Below are 21,669 nucleotides of genomic sequence, written 5' to 3'. Positions count from 1 at the left end.
TTCTCTGCGTACAGAAAAATCGGCCTGGGATCACCTATGTAGATTACCTAGTCGGCCAGCACCATGTCCCACTCATGAATTTCATAGCCTCTGGCCTTGTGAATAACATAAGGATCATTCAATGCGAAAGCCTCTACCGCTTCCAAGGATTCCGCTCTATAGATGACCATTCCTCCGGTACCGTCAACGAACCGTCCGTTGGCAAAAATATGTCCCAGGCTGCGCATTTCTGACAAATATTCGAGATGCTGCGCGCGGTACGTTTGACTCTTTTCTTCATCGAGCATGGGCAAGAATACAACATAATGCTTCATCGTCAGCTTCCTCTCGCAACTCTACTAGTAAAATTTATCCCTCTATTATATGATAAACCGCTCCGAATATCTAATATCGTTTCTTCATTCTCGCTTAGTTATTGGCCCGCCGCCGCGTGGTCAGCCTCTTCCCATATATCCGTACTGATCGGATAAACCGCGCTTTTGCGGAACTGTGAGGGGGATATTCCTTTCTTCTGATGGAACAGACGGGAGAAGTAAGACGTGGTCCACCCCAGCTTTTCGCTGATTTCAGTGACAGTCCACTTCGTTTCCTCCAAATACTCCATCGCTTTTTCCAGACGCTTCTCCTGCAAATACTGCATAGGGCTCATGCCGATATGATCATTGCATATTTTAATAATATAATGCGGGTGAAATCCAAAATGATTCGCAATGTCCATTAAGGATAGCTTCTCGGACAAATGCTCGTTGATATAAGCTGCTATCGGGAAATCCGAATAGGCTCCGTCCTTCATTCTGGAGGCATCTTGTATTTCCGCTCTTTGCCCTCTGCTTTTTTGCAGTAAGGACAGCAAGGTTCCCTTAAAGCCGGAATCTATCCGGTACAAGGTTAACGGGTCGGGACATTTGCTGAATTCCATCGTTAGCTGAAACCACTGCTTTAAATCAACCAGATCGTCATTCGTGCATGTGCCGTAGGTCGGGGATTCGGCAATGGCGTGTACCAAGCCTTCGTCGTTAAGCTTGAACTTATAATCTACGGCAACTGACTCTTCTTTGAAGTAGAACGCGTGTCTCGAATTAGGAGGTATTAAATAATAATATCGCCCGGCTACGGGATACAGGCTGTCGTTGAACTGCATCTCGCCGCTGCCTTTGTGGACAATGACCAGCTGGTGAAAATGTTCATGCACATGAGGTGAAATGGCTCGCTGTTCCGAATAATCATTTCGAGCAATCTGCAGCATAGTTAACTGAGCATCTCTCAATAATTGTTTGGATTCGTGGATCATCTTCATGTCTCCTTCTCCCTTGTCTGGTCAGATTTGATACGATGACGGAGTGCATTCCCCTTTTTTTTGAAAAGGGTTTCAAAAACTCTTAGCGATGCCTCCTGCTCTAGAATAGACCAACAAGGCTGCATTTGGGAATTGGGAAACTTATTATCGTGTTATGCTTTCTTACGATCATCAGCTTAAAATAACACCACAAAACATAGCGAGTCTGTTGAGAAGCCTAGAAAGCCGAGTTATGATCAACATACCCCTGTGGGGTATCTTGTTCCCGCTTGAGGAATGGGAAGATCTGTTCAACATGAAGTAGAGTAAATGATAAAATGACGTTGTGGAGGTGTATAATTTGCCGATTTTTACTATAATTGCATTTTTTATATTGAGTGTGGCGGTTTTATCATTACTTATTGCTATCTCAGGTAAGCGACAGTTTTATTGGATTTCCGCCCTCGGGATATATGTATTCAGTTTTATAGCAGGATTTTCGATAGGACAACTAACCGTTGGTTTAACATTGATACCACTAACTTTGGCAATTGGTTGTTATTCAGGTTGGATAAAAACAAGAGTAGATTACTTATTGGCCGCAGGAGTTGGCTTTCTATTAGGAGTTATTGTTGTGATATTTGTTCATTTTTTAACGTCGAACCTAATAAAAAAAGACATCCTCTCTCTAGTAAGAGCAGATGTCTATTTAGCGCCTACTTTACTAAGGAAGCGGCATTGTCTTGTCTCTTGAGCCTAGTCTTGGCAGATTTCAGTTCAGCCCGGCTCCAAACGAAAGTAAGCACGAACGCGACGACACCGATCAAACCGGCGAAATAAAAGCCGCTTCTTAGCCCGCCCCATTCATTAATCCATCCCGCCAGGAAAGGTCCGGCGAACATCCCGACGGCATACACGGCCTGATAGAATCCCATCGCGGTCGCCTGCTTCTGCGGATGAATCTTTTGAATCGCCAGCGTCAGCATGAGGGGGAAATAAATGCCCTGGAAGAAGCCGTTCAGCATTTGTGTGATTACAAGGCCGGAAAAGCTGCTCACCATGGATATGGCTGTAGTACAGGCCGCACTGAATAGAAAAGCGATCAGCACCAGGTTCCACGAGCCGAATTTCGGTGCCAGCCATCTTCCCGAAATGTAGTTGCTGAAGGCATGCGGCACCATGAATGCGAAGACCAGCACGGTCAGATCGAGCTGGCTTGCCCCCAAAGCCAAAGCATGTGAAGGCGTGAAGCCAAACATCGTAATAAACAAAATGCTGTGGGCTAATATAGAGAGCACAGATACTTTAAGTAGCAGCGGCTCCTTCATGACCTGAACAAGATCCTTCAGCTCAATCGGTTTCCGGGATACTGCCTGTTTCGGTTCAAAAATGAAGAAGCTTGCCAATAAGCCAGCCGCGCCGATTATGCTGCCAAGCCAAAAGGTAGAGTTCCAACCCCATTCCTTCACCAAATAACCGCTGACGCTCATTCCGATCAATTGACCGCTTGCCGTCAATAAGCTGATCAGGCTCATGGCTCTCGTGGCCTGCTCTTGGCTGAAGTAGCTGGCGTACAGTACGGTGAACGCAGCCCAAGTCGAAGCCCCGATCCCGGAAATAAGACGTCCGGTCAAGATCCATCCGAGATGTCCGCCAAGCGCGAAGCACAGGCAGCTTATCGTCGTCCCGATCATTCCAATCATAATAAAGGGCTTCCGCACCTTCATTCTGTCCGAGGTAATACCTAGCGGAAGCCTAAGTATAATTTGAACGAAGCCATAGCTCCCGAGTACTAATCCGGCGAAGCTGTAAGTTGCCCCCATATGGTCCAAATACGGCGACAAAATAGGAATATACGTATACAGGGAAGCCCAGTAAAACAAGGTCACCAGAATAAAGATGAAATGATGCCTTCGGGACGGCATAGCTTGCTTTTCATTCATGTTGATGTCTCCTTGAGATTTGCTATCCACACTATAGTACGGTTTAGGCCGATTGTAAATCCTTCTTTCCCTGACTGCGAAAAACGCCGGCTCCCTTAGGGACACCGGCTTCATACAGACATGACTTACAGGCTCATCTCCAGGATGGATCGTACATCCGATTCGTGCAGCGCCTTGAAAGAGCCGACAGGACCGAAACGAACGGTTTCTTTGGCCATCCGGTCCAGCTCCTTGGCGTCGATGTTCAGCTCGCTTAGACGGCTGGGAGCCCCGATTCTGGTGAAATAATCGCGTGTTGCCTGAATCCCTTCGAGTGCGATCTGCTCATCGGATTTGCCCGCAGGATCGACCTGCCACACCCGAACGGCAAATTGAACAAATCGGTCTAGCCTCTCTTTGTAGACGTATTTCATCCAGTTCGGGAACAATACCGACAGCCCTTCAGCATGGGCTATATCATATATCGCACTGACCTCATGCTCAATCATATGGGTTGCCCAGTCATTTTCCATGCCAACACTGATCATCCCCCCATTCAGAGCATACGTGCCGCAAAGCATCAGATTCGCTCTGGCTTCTTCATGTTCCGGGTTATGAAGAGCTTTTTCTCCATTTTCGATAACGGTTTGAAGAATAGATTCACAGAAGCGTTCCTGAAGAGGCGTATTCGTCGTCCGGCTGAAATATTGCTCGAATACGTGAGACATCATATCGACAATACCGTTCACAGTCTGATTGCGAGGAACGGTATAAGTAAGAGCGGGGTCCAATATACTGAAAGCCGGATAGCAGTGAATGCTTCCAATCGCTTTCTTCAGCTGATCCTCCCAGTTGGTAATTACAGCGCTTCCGTTCATCTCTGAGCCCGTTGCCGATAAAGTAAGTACCGTCCCCAAAGGAAGAGCGGAATGGATGTCTGCCTTCCGCATGAAAAAATCCCAGACATCCCCTTCATAAGGTACACCGACCGCGATCGCTTTTGCGGCATCGAGCACACTCCCTCCGCCTACCGCAAGAATAAATGGAATGCTGTATTCCCGGCATATAGAGATACCTTTTCTAACCGTGCTTACACGCGGATTCGGTTCCACGCCCGGAAGCTCGTGCACCTCAACGCTTGCTTGCTGAAGCAGACGCATAATCCGGTTGTACAAACCGGTCGTTTTGATGCTTCCGCCGCCATAGACGAGCAGCACTTTACTGCCGTATTGCGATACGGCACTGCCTAGTTGGTCGAGCATCCCGCTGCCGAACATGATGCGGGTCGGGTTGTGGAATTGAAACGGATTCATAGTTGTTATCCTCCTTCAAAGGGGATGCTTCCCCTTGTTTATGGTAGTAGTGCTGAAGAATCTCCCCTCATTATAGCTTTGTGAACCAGCATTGAAAATGACTGACCTGAACCACTCTAACTATCCTTGCCGTAAGCTGCTTCCCCTATGGTCACCTATAGAAACAGCCACCAAGCCTTTTCCATGGCCTGATGGCTTGCTCCTGCTCCACTCCACTATTGCCTGATAATTGGAATATCTCTGTTGATTGCCGCATATTGCGAGCCCTCAGTCTGGTTTTACGGCGTTCGATAGTCCGGCCATCCATACAATTAGTTCATTTCAATCGTTCTATTAACCCGTAATAGCTCTCTTGACCTGTTCCCATAATCCGAAGCCGGCTTGTCCCATAGGAATGACAAATGCTTTCCACGCGAGGACGAAGGTCAACGTAATGCACAGGCTTTCCACTAGAAAGCCGCTGAATTTCCCGGTACTCATTAGAGGAACGACCAGCTTCCACTTGGATGGCGGGAACGGATGGATCCCCTGTTTCGTAAGCACATCGCATACCAGATGAAGCGAGTAAGATAGAGCACCGGCTATCCATAATTTAACGCCAAGCACCGTCGAGGCATAATAAAGCAGACCTCCCCACATCAAAATCCCGTAGATGGAGTGGGTTAATCCCCTGTGCGGAAGAATGGCGCATACCATAAGCAGAGCTCCGACTGTTCCTAGCCAGGGTCCTGCAAAGGCGCCCAGATACAGCAGCAGCCCTCCCAAAAGAATCATAAGGAGCTGGCGAAACGCCCGCTGATTCACAAGACACATAATCAATAACAAGGCGCCGGCAGCATAGCTGTACGGAGTAAGAAACGATTCCCAGTAAGCATAGATCATAAATCCGATACTAACCAGCGCGAACAGCCATCTTAGTTTGGTCAGCAGCCCTTTGGGCAATGTTTTTTGCAGCAGCAGACTGTTAGGTTCGTCTATATCGGGCAGCAGCGAGCTGACTATCGCTACGGCAACTGCAGGGATCGTAACGCCTTGACCGGTCATTTGCAGGATCGATAAGGTCACCCCAGTACTAACTATCAAGTGGGTTCTTCCCGTCATAACTAAATAAACTCCTTTGCCCGCTCCATGAAGTATAGCAGGATGTATTGCTATATTGTACCATAAAAACGAAATCAAGGCGAACAAACGTACGGTTTCACATGTAAAAAAAGAAGCCCTTGTTAATAAGGACTTCCTAGTGTGAACCCGTGCTGCACTTGAGTTAGTTCGCTGCCTGCGTCTTCTTCGCTGTCAGCATCTTGGCATCCTTCCAGTTCCCCCACACGTAGTACCAGATCGAGAGTATAATACCGATCGTAAATCCGATAGGGAAGCTCCACCAGATGGCATCCAGGCCGTATTTTCCGCTCAAAAAGTACGAAATAGGAATCCGAATACACCATAAGGCCAGGAACGTGGTTAACAACGGCACCATAACCGCCCCGGTTGCCCGAACGACCCCGGACACGACAAATGTAATGCCGAACAGAATAAAGCCCCACAGGGTGATCAGGTTAATACGCATCCCGATGTCGATCGCTTCCTGATCATTCAGGAAAAGACCGAGCGCCTGCTTATTGAACAGGTAGATCAGACCGACCAATACGCCGGTCATGACGAAATTGATTATAATCCCCATCATCGTCGTTTTATGGACGCGATCCCACTTGCCCGCTCCCACATTTTGCGCTGCCAGTGTCGAGACCGCTCCGCCTATAGCCATGGCCGGCATCTGAACGTAGCTCGATAGCTGCATCGCCGCGCCAAAAGCCGCCGTAGCCACGGAGCCATAACCGTTAACCAGGTTAATTACCGCGATAGCGCTTGTTGATACGATCAGCATTTGCAGCCCCATCGGCACGCCTTTTTTTACAAGCGATCCGATAATTTGACCGTCAAATCTCAGATAAGGCAAATCCTCGCGTGTGATTCTTAAATAATGCTTTTTACGATAGAGGAATATGATAAGACACACCAGGCTGGCAAACTGTGCGATGACCGTCGCGACGGCAGATCCGGATATTCCTAAAGCCGGGACGGGTCCCCAGCCGAAAATGAACAGCGGATTCAATACGATATCCAGGAACGTGGAGATTAATAGAAAATAAAACGGCGTTCTTGCGTCTCCCGCTCCGCGCATGATCATCATGATAAAGTTGTACACGTACATAAACGGCAAGCCGATGAAAATAATACGTAAATACGAAATGGCAAAATCCATAGCGTCAGGCGGTGTATTCATCCCGCGCAGGATGGCCGGGGAAAACACCAAGCCAATGGCGGTTATTACCAAAGACAATAATAGAAAGAACAAGGCGCTTGTTCCGACTACCCTTTTAGCCTGCGTTTCATCCTGTGCTCCTACACTCTGTCCGATCAGGATCGTAGAAGCCATTCCGATACCAAATACCAGGCTCAGCAGAAAAAACATAATATTGTTTGCATTGGATGTAGCGGCGAAGGCGCTCTCACCCAAATAGTTGCCAACCCATATGGAATTGATCGTTCCGTTCAGCGATTGAAGAACGTTCCCCATTAGCAAGGGCAGCGAAAATAAAAAAAGCTTTTTTCCAATAGATCCTTCCGTTAGCGATGAGTCCATCTGATAGGCCATAGTTCACTCTCCCAGCGCAAAGGGCAGCCATTAGCTGCCCTAAACTTCTTTTACAGACAAATTATTTACCAATAAAAATAATTATATCCAATCGAACACCTCACGTAAAGTCCAAGTATATAGGATGATCCATGACATCGAATGTGACAAAAATTTTAAAAAACCGATTCCAAACGACACTTTCTTCTGATACTATAGTGAAAGTGTTTTTAGATCCGAAATTATTCTATCTCAAGGAGTGTCATTATGCTGCAACGTGAAATTCAAGTTGACGAACGTCCGCCGCTGCTACAGAGCATCCCTCTGAGCTTACAGCATTTGTTTGCGATGTTCGGCTCCAATGTCCTGGTGCCTTTATTGTTCAAGGTAGACCCGGCAACCATCCTGCTGATGAACGGTATTGGAACCCTGCTCTACCTGCTCCTGTGCAAGGGCAGAATTCCCGCCTTCCTCGGGTCCAGCTTCGCCTTTCTATCCCCGGTCTTCGTTGTCCTGTCAAGCCAGTCCTATGGTGCGGCACTTGGCGGCTTTATCGTAACCGGTATCATCTTCATCCTGATCTCATTGCTGATCAAATTTATAGGCACCGGCTGGCTCGATGTCGTCTTTCCTCCGGCAGCCATGGGAGCTATCGTTGCGGTTATCGGTCTGGAGCTGGTGCCTACGGCAGCCGGAATGGCCGGTTACATCAAGCCTGCAGACGCACCGGCAGATTGGAGCTTCGATCCGAACGCGATTCTGATCGCAACGGTGACATTGCTGATTACGATCATAGGCAACGTCATGTTCCGCGGCTTTCTTAAGATCATTCCTATTCTCGTTGGCATCATATGCGGTTATGTCGTAGCCTATTTCCTAGGCTATGTGAAGTTCGATGCGGTAGCTCAAGCATCCCTGTTATCTTGGCCTACTTACTACAAGCCGGAATTCAGCCCAAGCGCTATTGCCATCATCGCTCCTGCCGCTCTGGTCGTAGTCGCCGAGCATATCGGCCACCTGATTGTAACAAGCAATATCGTCGGCAAAGATTTGTCCAAAGAGCCCGGATTGTTCCGCTCCTTGCTCGGTAACGGAATTTCGACCGTCATCTCCGGCTTCGCAGGCTCTACTCCCAACACTACATATGGCGAAAATATCGGCGTTATGGCCTTAACCCGCGTATACTCCACTTGGGTTATCGGGGGAGCGGCCGTCCTTGCCATCCTGCTCTCGTTCTGCGGAAAGCTGGCAGCCTTGATTACTACAATCCCAACTCCCGTTATGGGAGGCGTATCCCTGCTGCTGTTCGGAGTTATCGCGGCTTCGGGAATCCGGATGCTGGTAGAGACCAAGGTCGACTATTCCAAAGCGACCAACCTGATTTTGACGACCATTGTACTGGTTATCGGAATCAGCGGGGCTACGGTGACTATTGGCAGCTTCGCGCTTAAAGGAATGGCGCTCGCTACCATTATTGCCATCCTGCTCAGCTTGTTCTTCAAGCTGATTGAAACCTTAAAGCTTTCGAATGAATAAGACACGCAACAAGCTCTTGTAAATATTACGGCTTTGCGCTAAGAAAAAGACATGCCCTAAAGCATCATTGCGGTGCTTAGAGCATGTCTTTTGATTATATGCGAGTAGATATGCGTTATCCGTTTTTCTCCAATATGGAGAATACTATCGTCTCGCCGTCGCTTTCAACATGAACCTCAACAGCATAGGCTCCGACCTGTACAGTATGCGTTTCCACAGCCTGGCCTAGAACTACCTCGTTATAGACCTGCAGGAACAAATCATCGAATGCCATCGCATCGAATGAGAACAAGTAATTCGTGAACGTCTTGATCGCTTCCTGATTCCTTGCCAGCATCCCCTCTTGCACATGCACCGTGACACCGTAGGTTTTATACTCCGGCTCCAGCCACAAGGATACCTCTTCACCCGATACGGCAGAGGCGCTAGATTTACTCAAGTCCTTCGCTTTCGCCTCCGCATCCTTATACAGCTTGAGCGTCGTCTCCTCCAGATCATAGTTCGTTCCCCGGCGTTTTGCCGCTTCCTGCAGCACATCATAAGCCTTCAGCATTTTCTGATCGGGAAAAATCAGCTTCTTGTAGCTTCCGTCTTTGGCAGGAACGATCTTCTCCAATGAGTTATCCGCCGTTTTCACGCTGATACGCTTATCCTTATGTACAATTCTTTCCAATATGGTCAGCGCTTCCGCCCGCGTCACCTCCCGGCCGATTCCGAAATACCCGTTCGGATAACCTTCCATGATTCCTTTCGCATAGGCTTCGGCAACAAACCTCTGCTCGCGCGGCTTCGCGCTCTGAAGGTCCCCCATGACAGCCGCTGCCGCCATGCTGTACTGTTCATTTTCCAAATACTCGGTTTCCTTCGCCGTATAGTAAATGACCTCGGCAACCTGCTCACGCCTCAGCTTTGCTTTGAAATCCGGAAATTGGCTTTTGCTTATAAACTGCAGATCGCTGGCTAAATCGATGTAAGGCTTCGCCCAATAGCCAACCGTACTCGGTTTAAAATCAAAGTTCCGGTAATCCTGCTGCAAAATGTTGCGGTTCCCTGCACTTAATGACTGTGTGAACTCATTTGTCCATTTGCGTTCCCCATTCGGATATACCTGGGTGTACGATAGCAGCAGCATTTTAATAAATTGATCTGCCGTTACCGGATCATTCGGCCGGAAGGTCCCGTCCGGAAAACCGTCCAATATTCCTTCATCTACCAATCGCGTAATCGTTTGTTCCGCCCAATGCCCCTTCACATCTTGAAAAAGCGGTTTTTCAACCGGCTGACCCCACGCAGTTCCAGATAAGCCCGTAAATAAGGCCATCGAGACTGCCATCCAACGCAACATCTTCATCCTGCTTATGCCCTCTCCTCTTTGTCGGTGTCGAAATTTGTTGTTTCGTGTTGATACCAAACCATCTTTAAGAATAAAGGCAAATCTGTGAAATGGGTATTCACCAACAATCCTAAAATCAAATGGATGAAGTTATGGCGAACATTAGTTCGAAAGTCTTTCCGTCCGTGTAAAAAGTCTCAAAAATCACTTCCATTCCCTGTTAAAAAACCTCTGCTTTAAAGCCCATAAGCCAAAATAACCATATTTTTGAACCTTTTTACCTCTTTATCCACTTCATCAAAACTCTACACGGAGCTTACATTCTTCGAACATTCAAGCATTAGGCTAAACAAGAAGTCTTGCTGGCAACGACTTGTACGTAAGTCAGCTCTTCAGTAAGTAACAAAGGATAAGGAAAAGGCGGCAGGAAGGTGCCTAACGTGGAACAAAACGTTTCTTTCTGCAAATACTACGGGTAATTAAGGCAGAGGAGGCAGACCCATGAAGAAAAGGACATTGTACGTCACGTTAATCATTGGTATCCTGTTGTCGTCCCCGCAAGCCGCATCACAGGCTGAAGAAAAGCCGATCCTGTCTTTTTCCGTACTTAGCGATATTCACATCCAATCGTGGGATACCCGAGCGCAGGACAAATTCAAAGCGGCATTAACCGACCTGCACCGTATTAATCCGGAGGAAGATGCACTGATCTTGAACGGCGATTTAACCGATGGCCGGCAGGAGGATTATGATAAGCTGCAGGAGCTGCTTGGCAGCGTACCCCACCCAGATGCGGTTTACTCAACTATGGGGAATCATGAATATTACCAGGCTTGGCATGGAGCAGAGGGGCAATGGAGCGAAGCAGGCTTTCCCAACGGGGAGACGGAAAAGGCTTCTATCGAGCGTTTTTTAAAGTTTAACGGGGTGCCAGCTGTGTATTACAAAAAGCGGTTGAAGGGTTATTCTTTCATTTTCCTCGGTTCCGAGCAGTACCGGCAATCGGACAGCGAGAATCGCGAGGATGCTTATTTATCCCCTGGGCAGCTGGATTGGCTGCAGACGGCGCTGCAGAAGGAGGCCTCGAATCACCAGCCGATCTTTGTCTTCCTACACCAACCCCTGCCGAATACCGTCTCCGGAACCACCGGCTGCTGCGTCAATAACAGAGCCGTGATCCAGCACGAGCAATTAAAAAAGATATTGTCCAAATACCCTCAGGTCATTCTGTTCACGGGACATACTCATTGGGAATTGAAGCTACCTGATACCTTGGTGAAAAACCGGTTTGTCATGGTCAACTCTTCTTCTGTAGAACAGCCATGGACCGGTGATGCCAGCGGGGCCGAAAAACCATTGGAGCCCGAAGCCAGCGAAGGCTTGTACATAGAAGTCAGAAAAGATTCAGTGACGATCAGAGGCCGCGACTTCTATAAGCAGCGCTGGATTCCTGAGGCCCAATTTGTTATAAAGAATCGTTAGGAATCATGTCGCGGCATTCCAATAATGTTAGACTACCGCACTAAGGCCGCTGTATTGAGAGATAGCCAGCAGCAGATCATGATGAATGGGAAGAATGAATTGTGCCGATCCGAGTGGAAAGATGCCACTGCGATTATGAAGAATCGCTTGTTGAGCATGAATTTTGTAATGAGGCATGCCTGCTGACATGTTCATCAATTCACTTCCTTGATTGCGGCGGTTTTTGAACGTGATAGCTTTCAATTCGGCTATGTCAAAAGGGACGATACTGACGATATCTTCGAGCTTGATGTGATAGTTGACATGCGGCTTCTGGTAGACCAATTCCTTCGTGGATACGGTAATACCGAAGTCTCTTTTTTTATGAACCAGCTTTAAATCCCCATCTATGGACTTGATGTGAATAAATGAATCATTCATAAGTATTCCCTCCTTAGACTATTAGACAGTGGAATCATCCTCTTCTGCCGGGCAGTTCAGGCGAGAGCATAAAAATAAGCTTTCAAGAAGCATACCACAATCCTCCCTAATGTTCCATGCTTGCTGACTAAGAACATCCGTTCTTTTCTTTCTCCGGATTTCTGCTATGATAGAAGATAACGATACCGGAAGCGAAAGAAAGGATTTATTCCATGAGCCTACAATTGACAAGCAAAGTCATCAAGCAGTTGTGCGGCCAGCTTGCTTACGACAAAGGGGATGCCTATTATCGGGCAGGTAAGGCCTCTTTGTTCCATTACGATCCCTGGACGGCCCTCTTCGAAATCAAGGTAGCCGAGGACAAAAAGAACCTGCTGCATTGTACGGTACAATTCGATCGCCGCGGCAATGTTCTGGCAAAATGTACTTGTCCCACACTGAAGTCCTACGACAAATATTGTAAGCATATCGCCGCAGCCTTGCTGTACATTCAAGCAGCCCGCCGTGACGGTACGGTTGAGCTTGAGCCCCAGGAGACTTCGTCCGAGTCTGAAGAGCTTCCAAGCATTGCTGATAACGGTTCAGCAGCGGCAGACGCACATATCGTGGGAGACATGCTGGGCTTGTTCGCCGTGAAGCCGCTTCGAACCGTTCGAGCAAAGTCCCTTCTGGATGAGAGGGAGCCCCTTCAAGTGGAGATCCTTTGCAAGCCCTTCGCCTATGGCTACCACAAGTATATGTTCGGCGTCGAAATAAGGCTGGGACCCAAACGGTTATATATCGTTCAGCATATAAGGGATTTTCTTGACAGGCTTGAACGCGGGGAAGCCGTGACATTTTCCCCGCAATTCACATATGATCCGAAGCTGCACAGCTTTCAACAGGAGCACGATGCGCTGTTTCGGCAATTGATCGAGATCCATCGGCATGAGAGCATGTATCGGGAAACAGCCGGCCGGACACCCGGAACCGTTCCTCATCAGTCTAACGATCGTCTGCTCCCGATCCCGCCTTTTTTCTGGGGGGCACTCCTCCCTCTGCTCTCTTCCGCTCCATCAGTCAAGCTTGATATGGGCGGTCGCCTGCTTGACGGGCTTCAGCTTAGCAGCGAGCCTCTGCCGGTTAGCTTTGAATTCGATCGTTCATCGACGGATTACGTGTTATCCGTTAAAGGCTTGGATCAATTAATGGTCATGGAAGCTTATGAAGTCGTGTTGTCAGAAGGAAAGCTGATCCAGCTGAAGGAGGATTCCTGCAAAAGGCTGTCGCAGCTGAAGCAGATGCTGGAGTCTTCTCAGAAGCAGACGATCCTGATTCAGGCCGGGCAAATGGAATCCTTTATGGAAACCGTAATTCCTGGCCTCATGAAGCTCGGCTCCGTCCATATTTCGAAGGCGGTTACGGAGCGCATTACACAGATGCCTTTACAGGCCAAGCTGTATCTGGATCGAGTCCGTGACCGGCTCCTGGCCGGACTGGAATTTCATTATGGCGAAATCGTCATCAATCCTTTGGAGTCACATCGCCCTCATGGGGGGACGGACCATATCCTTTTGCGCGACGGGGAACAAGAACGACGCATTCTGGAGCTGATGGACCAGAGTGCCTTCGTCAAGACGGAAAGCGGCTATTTCATGGAGGATGAGGAAGGCGAATACGATTTTCTGTACCATATCGTTCCCGAGCTGGAAAAGCTCGTCAAGGTGTACGCAACCTCCGCCGTGAAAGTCAGACTTCTCCTTACGAATCCTCCACCGAAAATCATGGTGGATGTGGATGAACGTACAGATTGGCTGGAATTCAAATTCGATATTCAGGGCATTCCTGAGTCGGAAATTCGCTCCCTGCTACAGTCTCTGGAGGAGAAGCGCAGGTACTACAGACTGCCGAACGGTGCCTTGATGCCTCTGGAAAGCGAAGAGTTCCAAGCGATCGTGAACTTCATGAACGAAGTTGGTCTACGCCAAAATGACCTTAAGGGAACGGCCTTCCAGCTGCCTGTCACCCGCGCACTTCATTTGACCGATTCCCACACCCGCAATCATTCGATTCAGCTGGGCAAATCATTCCGAAGACTTCTGGAGAATCTGCGCAATCCGGACCATCTTGAGTTTCCCGTTCCGGATAATCTGGATTCAGTACTGCGGGATTACCAGAAGTACGGGTATCAGTGGTTGAAGACGCTAGCCCATTACCGCTTCGGTGGTATTTTGGCTGACGACATGGGGCTTGGTAAGACGCTGCAAAGCATAGCTTTTCTGGTGTCCGTGCTCCCCGAAATCCGAAGCCAGAAGGTGCCCGCCATCATCGTTTCTCCGGCCTCGCTGACCTATAACTGGCTTCATGAGCTGAACAAGTTTGCTCCTGAGCTCCGGGCCCTTGTCGTGGACGGCACTCGGGCAGAGCGAAGCCGTATGGTAAAAGCCGCACATCAGTATGATGTGATCATTACATCCTATCCGCTGCTGCGAAGGGACCTGTCCATGTATGTGGAGCCGTCGTTTCATACGTTGATCCTCGATGAGGCTCAGGTATTCAAGAATCATACAACCCAGACTGCACAAGCTGTAAAAGAGCTCCGGGCCCAATATCGGTTTGCTCTTACCGGGACACCGATAGAAAACCGCTTGGAAGAGCTTTGGTCCATCTTCGACGCCGTCTTCCCCGGCTTGTTCGCCAGCCGTAGAGCATTCAGCGAGCTAACCCGGGGCCAGGTCGCCCGCCGCGTCAGACCTTTTCTGCTGCGCAGGTTAAAGACGGATGTCCTCCGGGAGCTGCCGGAGAAGATCGAGTCGTTGCAAGCCTCCGAGCTGCTGCCGGAGCAGAAGAAGCTGTACGCAGCCTATTTGGCCAAGCTTCGGCAGGAAACGTTGAAGCACCTGGACGAGGACACCTTCCAGCAAAACCGGATCAAAATACTCGCCGGATTGACGCGCCTTCGCCAAATATGCTGCCATCCCGCTCTCTTCGTCGAAGATTATGCAGGCAGCTCCGCCAAGCTCGAGCAGCTTCTCGATATCGTGGAGGAATGCCGCGGCGCCGGGAAGCGAATGCTCATTTTCTCTCAATTCACAGAAATGCTGAAGTTCATAGGCAAGGAGCTCGGGTATCAGGGGATTCGCTATTTTTATCTGGATGGTGATACGCCTACCCGCGAACGTGTAGAGCTGTGTAACCGATTTAATGACGGTGAGAGGGATTTGTTCCTGATTTCCATGAAAGCAGGAGGTACGGGTCTCAACTTAACCGGAGCAGATACGGTCGTGCTGTATGATTTATGGTGGAATCCGGCTGTCGAGCAGCAAGCGGCAGACCGTGCCCACCGTCTCGGTCAGAAGAGCGTTGTGCAAGTCATTCGTCTCGTCAGCCGGGGAACCGTGGAAGATAAAATGTACGAGCTGCAGCAACGAAAGAAGCATCTGATCGATGAGATTATCCAGCCTGGTGAGGGATCCTTATCCTCCTTATCCGAGCAGGATATCCGCGAAATCCTAATGATAACTTAACCCCACAAAGTGAAGCATTGGCTCTGAAGCTGATAATACAAGAAGCCTTGCCTAAAGGGGTCATCCCTATAGGTCAAGGCTTCCTTAACATGCCTAGATCAAAGATTCCGCGCCATCAATGAACAGCTCTGTACCCGTAATATGGCTTGATGCGTTCGATGCCAGGAAGGTGACCAGGTCTCCGACCTGTTCCGGCTGCCCCGGAGCATGCTCCAGAGGCTGGTTTCCTTCCGGATATTTCACGGGGATTTTGATCTTTTGCAAATCCGGAGTCGGATGCGTGCTTTCACTGATATGTGTCTGGATAGAACCCGGACAAATGACATTGACTCTTATCTTGTAGCGGGCCAGCTCTAGCGCGGCCATTTTGGCAAATGCCATTTGACCCGCTTTGGATGTGCTGTAAGCGGACATGCCGAAGTTGGAGAAGACACGGTTTCCGTTAATGGAGCTCGTGACTATAATGCTGCCTCCCTGCTCTTTCATATAAGGAATCGCGTACTTTACAGTGAGGAAGGTTCCCTTCAGATTCGTCGTAAGCGTATGATCCCACTCATCCGGATTCATCGTTTCAATCGGCGCAAGCACACCGTTAATACCGGCATTGGCAAATACGATATCGACTTTTCCCCATTTCTTGGCGACCGATTCTATCGCTTCCCTCACTCGATCCGGGTCAGACACGTCGACATCGGCAGTAAGAGCTTCGGCATTCAAAGCTTCGATTTCACTCTTGACCTGCTCCGTACGGCTATCCTTTAGATCCAGCAGCCCTACCTTAACCCCTTGCGCTGCCAGCGCCAGCGCCGTCGCTCTCCCGATACCTGAGCCTGCGCCTGTGACTACAGCTACCTTATCCTTTAGCTCTGGGTACATCGCCTTCGGTTTTTGAATCGTTTGCGTATTCATCTCTGCACCTCAATTCTTCGTAGTTAACTGACTTCCAAAGACAAGCTTATTTTGCCATGTTTCACAACAATTATGAGGTTCTCGAAACCGGAGCGAGTTTATGCTACAATACTTGAGTTGCAAGAACTCGTTCGTTTCTTTTTACCCTGATTGGAAGCTTCAGAAACCGGAAGATGAGGCCCAGAATCAGCTTATGGATAACGCACATATTTTAAGGGGGATCTACTATTCATGCTTATCATCGGTATCGCAGGAGGGACAGGGTCAGGTAAAACTACCGTCGCCCGGTCGGTTATCGACAAGCTTGGCAGCAGCCAGGTTACCTTTATATCGCAAGACAATTATTATTGTGATCACAGCCATCTGAGCTTTTCTGAACGGGAAGCCATCAATTACGACCACCCGCTGGCGTTTGATAATGGATTGCTGTTAGAGCATCTGAAGCAGCTCAAGCAAAATCAACGGGTTTCTTCCCCAACTTATGATTTTTCTACACATTCACGCTCGATAGTAACCAAAGAGCTTCAGCCTAATCCCATTGTCATTATCGAAGGTCTTCATGTATTATCCGATGAGCAGCTCCGGACGATTCTGGACATCAAAGTGTTCGTCGATACGGACCCTGACGTACGCATTTTGCGAAGAGTGCTCCGAGATATTCAAGAGCGCGGCCGGACGATCCAATCGGTGTACGATCAATATTTGACAACGGTCAAGCCTATGCATGAAGCGTTTATTGAACCGTCTAAAAAATATGCCGACATCATTATTCCCGAGGGCGGTCATAACGAAGTCGGCATCCAGCTGCTTACCATTCTTACGGAGAAATACTTACAGTCATCTTCTGTGTTTCCTCATTGAATGAGAGGATGAGGCGCGGATCATTCTTCAGCTTCACATTGCACAGCTTTAGATCATGATCCGATAGCTCCATCAGCTGCCAATCTCCGGTTTCGAGCACACCCTGGGAACGTAAAAAATCACTGTAAGCAGCTCGGGCTTCCTCCTCATCATCCCAAAACTTGGTACCATAGTACGCCAATTCATAAGAATTAATAAGAGTGCAGGTAAAGATTTGAGACGTTTTGTCGTGCTTCAATACGAACGGCAATAGGATGTCCTCCTCACAATTTATAAAGCTTTACATAGAAAAGGCACGATCTCCATCGGAGATGGTGCCTTTTTTCGCGCTTGGAGCAGATAACTTATAGATAAGGGCTTTCATGCTTCGCCTTCAGCATGTTCCAGCGGCGTTCGACTTCTTCCTCGAACAGCTTGTAGGATTCTTCATACTCCGGCTTGGTCATATGCTTCGTCTTGCCCATCGTTTTCAACCAGTCGGATAATGGGATCTTCTTGCTCTTCTCCTCCGGATTGTAGGTGATATTCGTGACTCCGTGTTCCACCTCGTATAACGGGAAGAAGCAGGAGTCCACCGCGGCGCCGACAATATTGGAGCCTTGCTGATCCTCGGACAGCCAGTTCAACGGACAGGCGATAAGGATTTTCCCATACACCAAACCTTCATTTTGCGCGTACCATTGCGCTTTGGCCGCCTTGCGGACAAGGTCCTGCGGGAAGGCTTCGGAACCGGTAAACACATAAGGAATATGAGTCGCGGCCATAATTTGCGCCGTATCCTTATGGTGGAACACTTTGCCGCCCTGCTTGGAGCCTACGTTGGACGTCGAGGTTCTATGGCCCATCGGCGTCGAGTAGGACAGCTGGGCTCCTGTGTTCATATAACCTTCATTATCGTATTCCAGAATGATCATTTTATGGTTCCGCAGCGCGGCTCCAATAGCAGGGCCCATACCGATATCCATCCCGCCGTCTCCTGTAATCATAACAAAGGTGAAGTCGTCCTTCAGATTGAGCTCATCGAGCTCTCCCCTGCGTTTGCGCTCCCAGAACATCTCGACGACGCCGGATAACGTAGCCGCGCCGTTCTGGAACAGATTGTGAATGTAAGTGGCCTTGTGCGCCGAATAAGGATAACCGGTCGTTACGACCATTGCGCAGCCCGTATGGAACAACGCTACGATATCCCCTTCAATGCCCTTGAAGAACAGCTCCAGGCCCGAGAAAATCCCGCATCCCGGACAGGCCCCGTGCCCTGGCGCAATGCGCTTAGGCTTCTTGGTCAAGGAACGGAGCGGCGGAATCCGCACATTCAGCTTGCCTGTAGCTTCGTCCGGAGTAACGGTGATAAGTCCTGTTTTCAGGTCCTCGTATTTCATCGGATTCAAGATCCTCTTCGGCGCTTTAGCCGGATCGCCGGGTGTATGCCCGTAGTAATCAAACGGGACCTCTACCGTGCCTTTTTCCACGGCTTCAATAGCAAACCGGAACAGATTATGGCCGTCCTCCGCATAAAAATCTTTGCCGCCCAAGCCGTAGATGCGGCTTATAACCATCGTATCGCGGTTGCCGTGAGTAAACAATGCCGCCTTGATTTCGTTGACCATGTTGCCGCCGTGACCGCCGTACGAGTCCGCCCTGTCGCCTACCGTGACCGCTTTAACGTTCTTCAACGCTTCGGCAATCGCCTTTTGCGGGAACGGACGAATCATATTCGGAGCGATGGAACCGGCTTTAATGCCTTGAGCACGCAGCTGATCGACCACATCCTTAATGATCTCTGAAGCCGAGTTCATCAGGAAGACGGCCACCTCCGCATCCTCCATCCGGTACAAATCGAGAATAGGATAATCGCGTCCCGTCAGCACGGCATACTCTTGGCGAATCCGGTCATACACATGCTCCGCGTTGTACATCGCCACGGACTGCTGATAACAGTTGTTGATGTAATCCGGTTCATTCATGTAAGGACCTACGGTAATCGGATGATCGCGATCCAGCGTATCGGCAAAGCCTGTAGGAGGTCTTTCTCCCACAAAGGCATGGACGTCCTCGCGATTGGCGAAGGTTTGTACCCGGCGTTTTTGGTGGGAAGTGAAATAACCGTCCGAAGCTACCAGTACCGGAAGACGGACTTCGGGGTCTTCCGCAAGCTTCAGCGCCATGATGTTCATGTCATAGACAGCCTGAGGATCGCGGCACATCAAGATAGGCCACCCTGTGTTCAAAGCATAGTACAAGTCGGAATGATCCCCGTGAATATCGAGCGGACCCGATACGGAACGGCATACGAGGTTCATGACCATCGGAAACCGGGTTCCGGATTGGACCGGCATTTGTTCCAGCATGTATAAATAGCCGTTGGCACTTGTCGCATTAAACACGCGGCCGCCCGCAGTCGATGCACCGTAGCATACGCCTGCCGAGCCATGCTCTCCATCTGCCGGAATCAGCTTTATGTCATGCTGGCCGTTAGCTTTCATCAGATCCAGGAATTGCGCTACTTCTGTAGATGGTGAAATCGGAAAGTATCCCATGATGTGGTAATTGATTTGATGCGCTGCATAAGCGGCCATTTCGTTCCCTGACTCATATACAATACGCTGCTCCACTGTACCTTGAGAAACCTCTTTCTTAATCTCAATTGCCAACTGGAATTCCACCTTTCAGGTAAGCTGTTATCTTGATTGACAGAAAGCTCATCCGTTCACGGCCAGATCAAAGCGATGCGGAACACGATGCTGATCGGCATAGCCGTCCGTTTCCCTTGCGCTAGACAGCGCTTCGGTCGGGCACGCCTGTACACACTTCAGACAGCCTTTGCAGTATTGATAGTCGATGCCTTGCAAAAACATCTGCGGCCGCCCCTTCTTATCAGGCTGTTCGTCCCAGACGAAGCAAAAGTCCGGGCAGACCGTATCACAGGCAGCACAGTGTATGCATTTGTCATCGTGAAAGTGAGGCATCATTCCCGCGCGGGAAATGCTCAAATCCTTCAAAATGCTGTTGCCCGGGTTTGTGACAAGACCGCCCATCGGCTGTGTTTCGTAGCCCAGGACCGGCGTGTCCTGACGGACAAACGAAGGCATTTGTGCGCCTTCCGGCAGTTCGAAGTTTTGGAAACGAACCTCGTTGTAACCCCTTTCAAACGTATTTAGAGCCGGTTGAACGGCTTGCGGGTATTTTTTCTCGAGAGACTTGCGGATTACGTTCTTCATTGTGTCCGGATTCAGGAATGGACAGAGCCGGAACAATGCACCTAACATCGCCATATTCACACGGTTCTTCTCTTCAATCGAAATGCCGATGGCGTCGATAACCGCAATGGTACCGCCCATCATTTTCAATTTTTCCTTGAGCTCTTCAGGCTCTTTGGCGGAATTGACAAGCACAAGGCTGTCCTCGTAGATCCCGCTTACGACATTTACCGTTTTGGATAATGATTCATGAAAGATCCCTACCACATGAGGTCGTTCCACAGGCGAAGTATCACGTATATTCGTATCGTTATCACAGAAGCGAATATGCGCTTTGACGGCAGAGCCTTTTTTCTCGGAACCGTAGGAGGAGAAGCTGACGCCGTTTAATCCGACGCCTACCACTCCTGCTTCAGCCAGCATCTTTCCTGCCAGGTTGGCACCAAGTCCCCCTATGGATTCCAGACGAATTTCAAAAAAGCCAAGCTCGTTCTTTTTAGGTAACGTAACCATTGCATGACTCCTTTCGAGAATGGACTGCAGCAAGTAGTTTTCTAAATACTATTTATATTCTAAATAGATCGACAAATTCCTCTCTTGCCAAAAACTTTTTTCCAGTTATACCCGAAATAATCCATTTCCGTTCAATGGGATGTCCGTTTCCTTATCCGGAAGCAGCCCGTCATTCCTTCCGTTCACGGCTACATCGACAAGCCACTTCGTGAAATTGGCCACCTGCATGGTTTTCATTTCTTCCAGGGAGAAAAATCCGGCCCCGTCCACCTCAACACCATCGGCCTTCGGCTCTCCTTCTACATATTCCATTTCAAAGGCGATATACACATTATGAATATTGCGGGGCTGGTCGCGTAAGGCAACGATCCCCTTCACCTTCGTATGAACGCCGGTCTCCTCCAGAACCTCGCGCACAACCGTCTCCTCTATCGGCTCCAGCTGCTCGATATAGCCTCCCGGGTTCGTCCAATTTCCTTTGCCGGGCTCCTGCGCTCTGCGTACCAGAAGCACTTTATCATCCTTGATGACCAGCGCTCCTACACCGATGCTGTAATTCCCCCAATGAACCGCATTGCAATTCGTGCAAACCCGCCGATCGACACCGTCCAGCTGGCGCGTCTCCATAGGATGGCCGCAGGACGAGCAATAATTAACCGACATGCTCACACACCTCCTTTACTATGTATCGTACCTGTCTGAATGCAAATCTTAAGAAACAGTACTACTATAGCTCGTTTACTCCAAAAAGAAAACCCGCACACCG

General features: G+C 49.2%; 17 protein-coding genes. 4 read left to right on the top strand and 13 right to left on the bottom strand.

Annotated features, from left to right (window positions below):
• Window positions 1-47: 47 nt before the first annotated feature.
• From GGC63_RS07005 to GGC63_RS06980, 6 genes are all read right to left on the bottom strand, one after another.
• Window positions 48-314: a YciI family protein gene (locus tag GGC63_RS07005; protein ID WP_192701680.1), complete on the bottom strand. Its 267-nt coding sequence runs from the start codon at window positions 312-314 to the stop codon at window positions 48-50.
• A 98-nt stretch (window positions 315-412) separates the two neighbouring features.
• Window positions 413-1,297 (bottom strand): helix-turn-helix transcriptional regulator, encoded by an 885-nt coding sequence (locus GGC63_RS07000; RefSeq protein ID WP_192701679.1) that lies wholly within the window; start codon window positions 1,295-1,297, stop codon window positions 413-415.
• Window positions 1,298-1,992: 695 nt separating this feature from the next.
• On the bottom strand, window positions 1,993-3,219 hold the full coding sequence (locus GGC63_RS06995; protein WP_225948006.1) for an MFS transporter: 1,227 nt from the start codon (window positions 3,217-3,219) through the stop codon (window positions 1,993-1,995).
• 125 nt (window positions 3,220-3,344) lie between these two features.
• Window positions 3,345-4,511, bottom strand: a complete 1,167-nt coding sequence (locus GGC63_RS06990) for an iron-containing alcohol dehydrogenase (protein ID WP_192701678.1) — start codon at window positions 4,509-4,511, stop codon at window positions 3,345-3,347.
• 333 nt (window positions 4,512-4,844) lie between these two features.
• Entirely contained in the window at window positions 4,845-5,612 is a 768-nt protein-coding gene (locus GGC63_RS06985) for a metal-dependent hydrolase (protein ID WP_192701677.1), read from the bottom strand.
• 163 nt (window positions 5,613-5,775) lie between these two features.
• Window positions 5,776-7,167 (bottom strand): MATE family efflux transporter, encoded by a 1,392-nt coding sequence (locus GGC63_RS06980; RefSeq protein WP_192701676.1) that lies wholly within the window; start codon window positions 7,165-7,167, stop codon window positions 5,776-5,778.
• A 246-nt stretch (window positions 7,168-7,413) separates the two neighbouring features.
• On the opposite strand from GGC63_RS06980, the gene uraA reads away from it, so the two are divergent.
• Window positions 7,414-8,682: a uracil permease gene (uraA, locus tag GGC63_RS06975; protein WP_192701675.1), complete on the top strand. Its 1,269-nt coding sequence runs from the start codon at window positions 7,414-7,416 to the stop codon at window positions 8,680-8,682.
• 115 nt (window positions 8,683-8,797) lie between these two features.
• Here the strand turns inward: uraA and GGC63_RS06970 are convergent, their stop codons facing one another.
• Window positions 8,798-10,033, bottom strand: a complete 1,236-nt coding sequence (locus tag GGC63_RS06970; RefSeq protein ID WP_192701674.1) for an S-layer homology domain-containing protein — start codon at window positions 10,031-10,033, stop codon at window positions 8,798-8,800.
• Window positions 10,034-10,516: 483 nt separating this feature from the next.
• Between GGC63_RS06970 and GGC63_RS06965 the strand changes: the two genes are divergently transcribed.
• Window positions 10,517-11,497 (top strand): metallophosphoesterase family protein, encoded by a 981-nt coding sequence (locus GGC63_RS06965; RefSeq protein WP_192701673.1) that lies wholly within the window; start codon window positions 10,517-10,519, stop codon window positions 11,495-11,497.
• A 27-nt stretch (window positions 11,498-11,524) separates the two neighbouring features.
• Here the strand turns inward: GGC63_RS06965 and GGC63_RS06960 are convergent, their stop codons facing one another.
• Window positions 11,525-11,917: a hypothetical protein gene (locus GGC63_RS06960; RefSeq protein WP_079909277.1), complete on the bottom strand. Its 393-nt coding sequence runs from the start codon at window positions 11,915-11,917 to the stop codon at window positions 11,525-11,527.
• Window positions 11,918-12,129: 212 nt separating this feature from the next.
• On the opposite strand from GGC63_RS06960, the gene GGC63_RS06955 reads away from it, so the two are divergent.
• A complete protein-coding gene (locus tag GGC63_RS06955) occupies window positions 12,130-15,423 on the top strand; it encodes a DEAD/DEAH box helicase (RefSeq protein WP_192701672.1) in 3,294 nt (1,097 codons plus the stop codon).
• A gap of 93 nt (window positions 15,424-15,516) precedes the next feature.
• Here the strand turns inward: GGC63_RS06955 and GGC63_RS06950 are convergent, their stop codons facing one another.
• Complete coding sequence (locus GGC63_RS06950) at window positions 15,517-16,332, bottom strand: SDR family oxidoreductase (protein WP_079909275.1); 816 nt, start codon at window positions 16,330-16,332, stop codon at window positions 15,517-15,519.
• 231 nt (window positions 16,333-16,563) lie between these two features.
• On the opposite strand from GGC63_RS06950, the gene udk reads away from it, so the two are divergent.
• Window positions 16,564-17,193: a uridine kinase gene (gene udk, locus GGC63_RS06945; protein WP_192701671.1), complete on the top strand. Its 630-nt coding sequence runs from the start codon at window positions 16,564-16,566 to the stop codon at window positions 17,191-17,193.
• On the opposite strand, the gene GGC63_RS06940 is transcribed toward udk, so the two are convergent.
• The 4 genes from GGC63_RS06940 to GGC63_RS06925 all read right to left on the bottom strand — a co-directional run bounded on the left by GGC63_RS06940 (window position 17,150) and on the right by GGC63_RS06925 (window position 21,566).
• Window positions 17,150-17,443, bottom strand: coding sequence for a hypothetical protein (locus GGC63_RS06940; protein ID WP_192701670.1), 294 nt, complete (start codon window positions 17,441-17,443; stop codon window positions 17,150-17,152). The genes udk and GGC63_RS06940 overlap by 44 nt on opposite strands.
• A 94-nt stretch (window positions 17,444-17,537) precedes the next feature.
• Window positions 17,538-19,844, bottom strand: a complete 2,307-nt coding sequence (locus tag GGC63_RS06935) for a thiamine pyrophosphate-dependent enzyme (RefSeq protein WP_192701669.1) — start codon at window positions 19,842-19,844, stop codon at window positions 17,538-17,540.
• Between the two features lie 48 nt (window positions 19,845-19,892).
• Window positions 19,893-20,903, bottom strand: coding sequence for a 2-oxoacid:acceptor oxidoreductase family protein (locus GGC63_RS06930; protein WP_192701668.1), 1,011 nt, complete (start codon window positions 20,901-20,903; stop codon window positions 19,893-19,895).
• Between the two features lie 105 nt (window positions 20,904-21,008).
• Window positions 21,009-21,566, bottom strand: coding sequence for an NUDIX hydrolase (locus GGC63_RS06925; RefSeq protein WP_192701667.1), 558 nt, complete (start codon window positions 21,564-21,566; stop codon window positions 21,009-21,011).
• Window positions 21,567-21,669 lie beyond the last annotated feature (103 nt).

The sequence above is a fragment of the Paenibacillus sp. OAS669 genome (assembly GCF_014873645.1).
Taxonomy (GTDB): domain Bacteria; phylum Bacillota; class Bacilli; order Paenibacillales; family NBRC-103111; genus Paenibacillus_S; species Paenibacillus_S vulneris.
The sequence above is the reverse complement of the archived record's forward strand: the minus strand, read 5'-3'. Positions and strand labels throughout refer to the sequence as shown.

What these genes read in the sequence shown, in the direction of transcription:
- GGC63_RS07005 (WP_192701680.1), bottom strand. Translation starts at nt 314, where the DNA reads ATGAAGCATTATGTTGTATTCTTGCCCATGCTCGATGAAGAAAAGAGT.
- GGC63_RS07000 (WP_192701679.1), bottom strand. Translation starts at nt 1,297, where the DNA reads ATGAAGATGATCCACGAATCCAAACAATTATTGAGAGATGCTCAGTTA.
- GGC63_RS06995 (WP_225948006.1), bottom strand. Translation starts at nt 3,219, where the DNA reads ATGAATGAAAAGCAAGCTATGCCGTCCCGAAGGCATCATTTCATCTTT.
- GGC63_RS06990 (WP_192701678.1), bottom strand. Translation starts at nt 4,511, where the DNA reads ATGAATCCGTTTCAATTCCACAACCCGACCCGCATCATGTTCGGCAGC.
- GGC63_RS06985 (WP_192701677.1), bottom strand. Translation starts at nt 5,612, where the DNA reads ATGACGGGAAGAACCCACTTGATAGTTAGTACTGGGGTGACCTTATCG.
- GGC63_RS06980 (WP_192701676.1), bottom strand. Translation starts at nt 7,167, where the DNA reads ATGGCCTATCAGATGGACTCATCGCTAACGGAAGGATCTATTGGAAAA.
- uraA (WP_192701675.1), top strand. Translation starts at nt 7,414, where the DNA reads ATGCTGCAACGTGAAATTCAAGTTGACGAACGTCCGCCGCTGCTACAG.
- GGC63_RS06970 (WP_192701674.1), bottom strand. Translation starts at nt 10,033, where the DNA reads ATGAAGATGTTGCGTTGGATGGCAGTCTCGATGGCCTTATTTACGGGC.
- GGC63_RS06965 (WP_192701673.1), top strand. Translation starts at nt 10,517, where the DNA reads ATGAAGAAAAGGACATTGTACGTCACGTTAATCATTGGTATCCTGTTG.
- GGC63_RS06960 (WP_079909277.1), bottom strand. Translation starts at nt 11,917, where the DNA reads ATGAATGATTCATTTATTCACATCAAGTCCATAGATGGGGATTTAAAG.
- GGC63_RS06955 (WP_192701672.1), top strand. Translation starts at nt 12,130, where the DNA reads ATGAGCCTACAATTGACAAGCAAAGTCATCAAGCAGTTGTGCGGCCAG.
- GGC63_RS06950 (WP_079909275.1), bottom strand. Translation starts at nt 16,332, where the DNA reads ATGAATACGCAAACGATTCAAAAACCGAAGGCGATGTACCCAGAGCTA.
- udk (WP_192701671.1), top strand. Translation starts at nt 16,564, where the DNA reads ATGCTTATCATCGGTATCGCAGGAGGGACAGGGTCAGGTAAAACTACC.
- GGC63_RS06930 (WP_192701668.1), bottom strand. Translation starts at nt 20,903, where the DNA reads ATGGTTACGTTACCTAAAAAGAACGAGCTTGGCTTTTTTGAAATTCGT.
- GGC63_RS06925 (WP_192701667.1), bottom strand. Translation starts at nt 21,566, where the DNA reads ATGTCGGTTAATTATTGCTCGTCCTGCGGCCATCCTATGGAGACGCGC.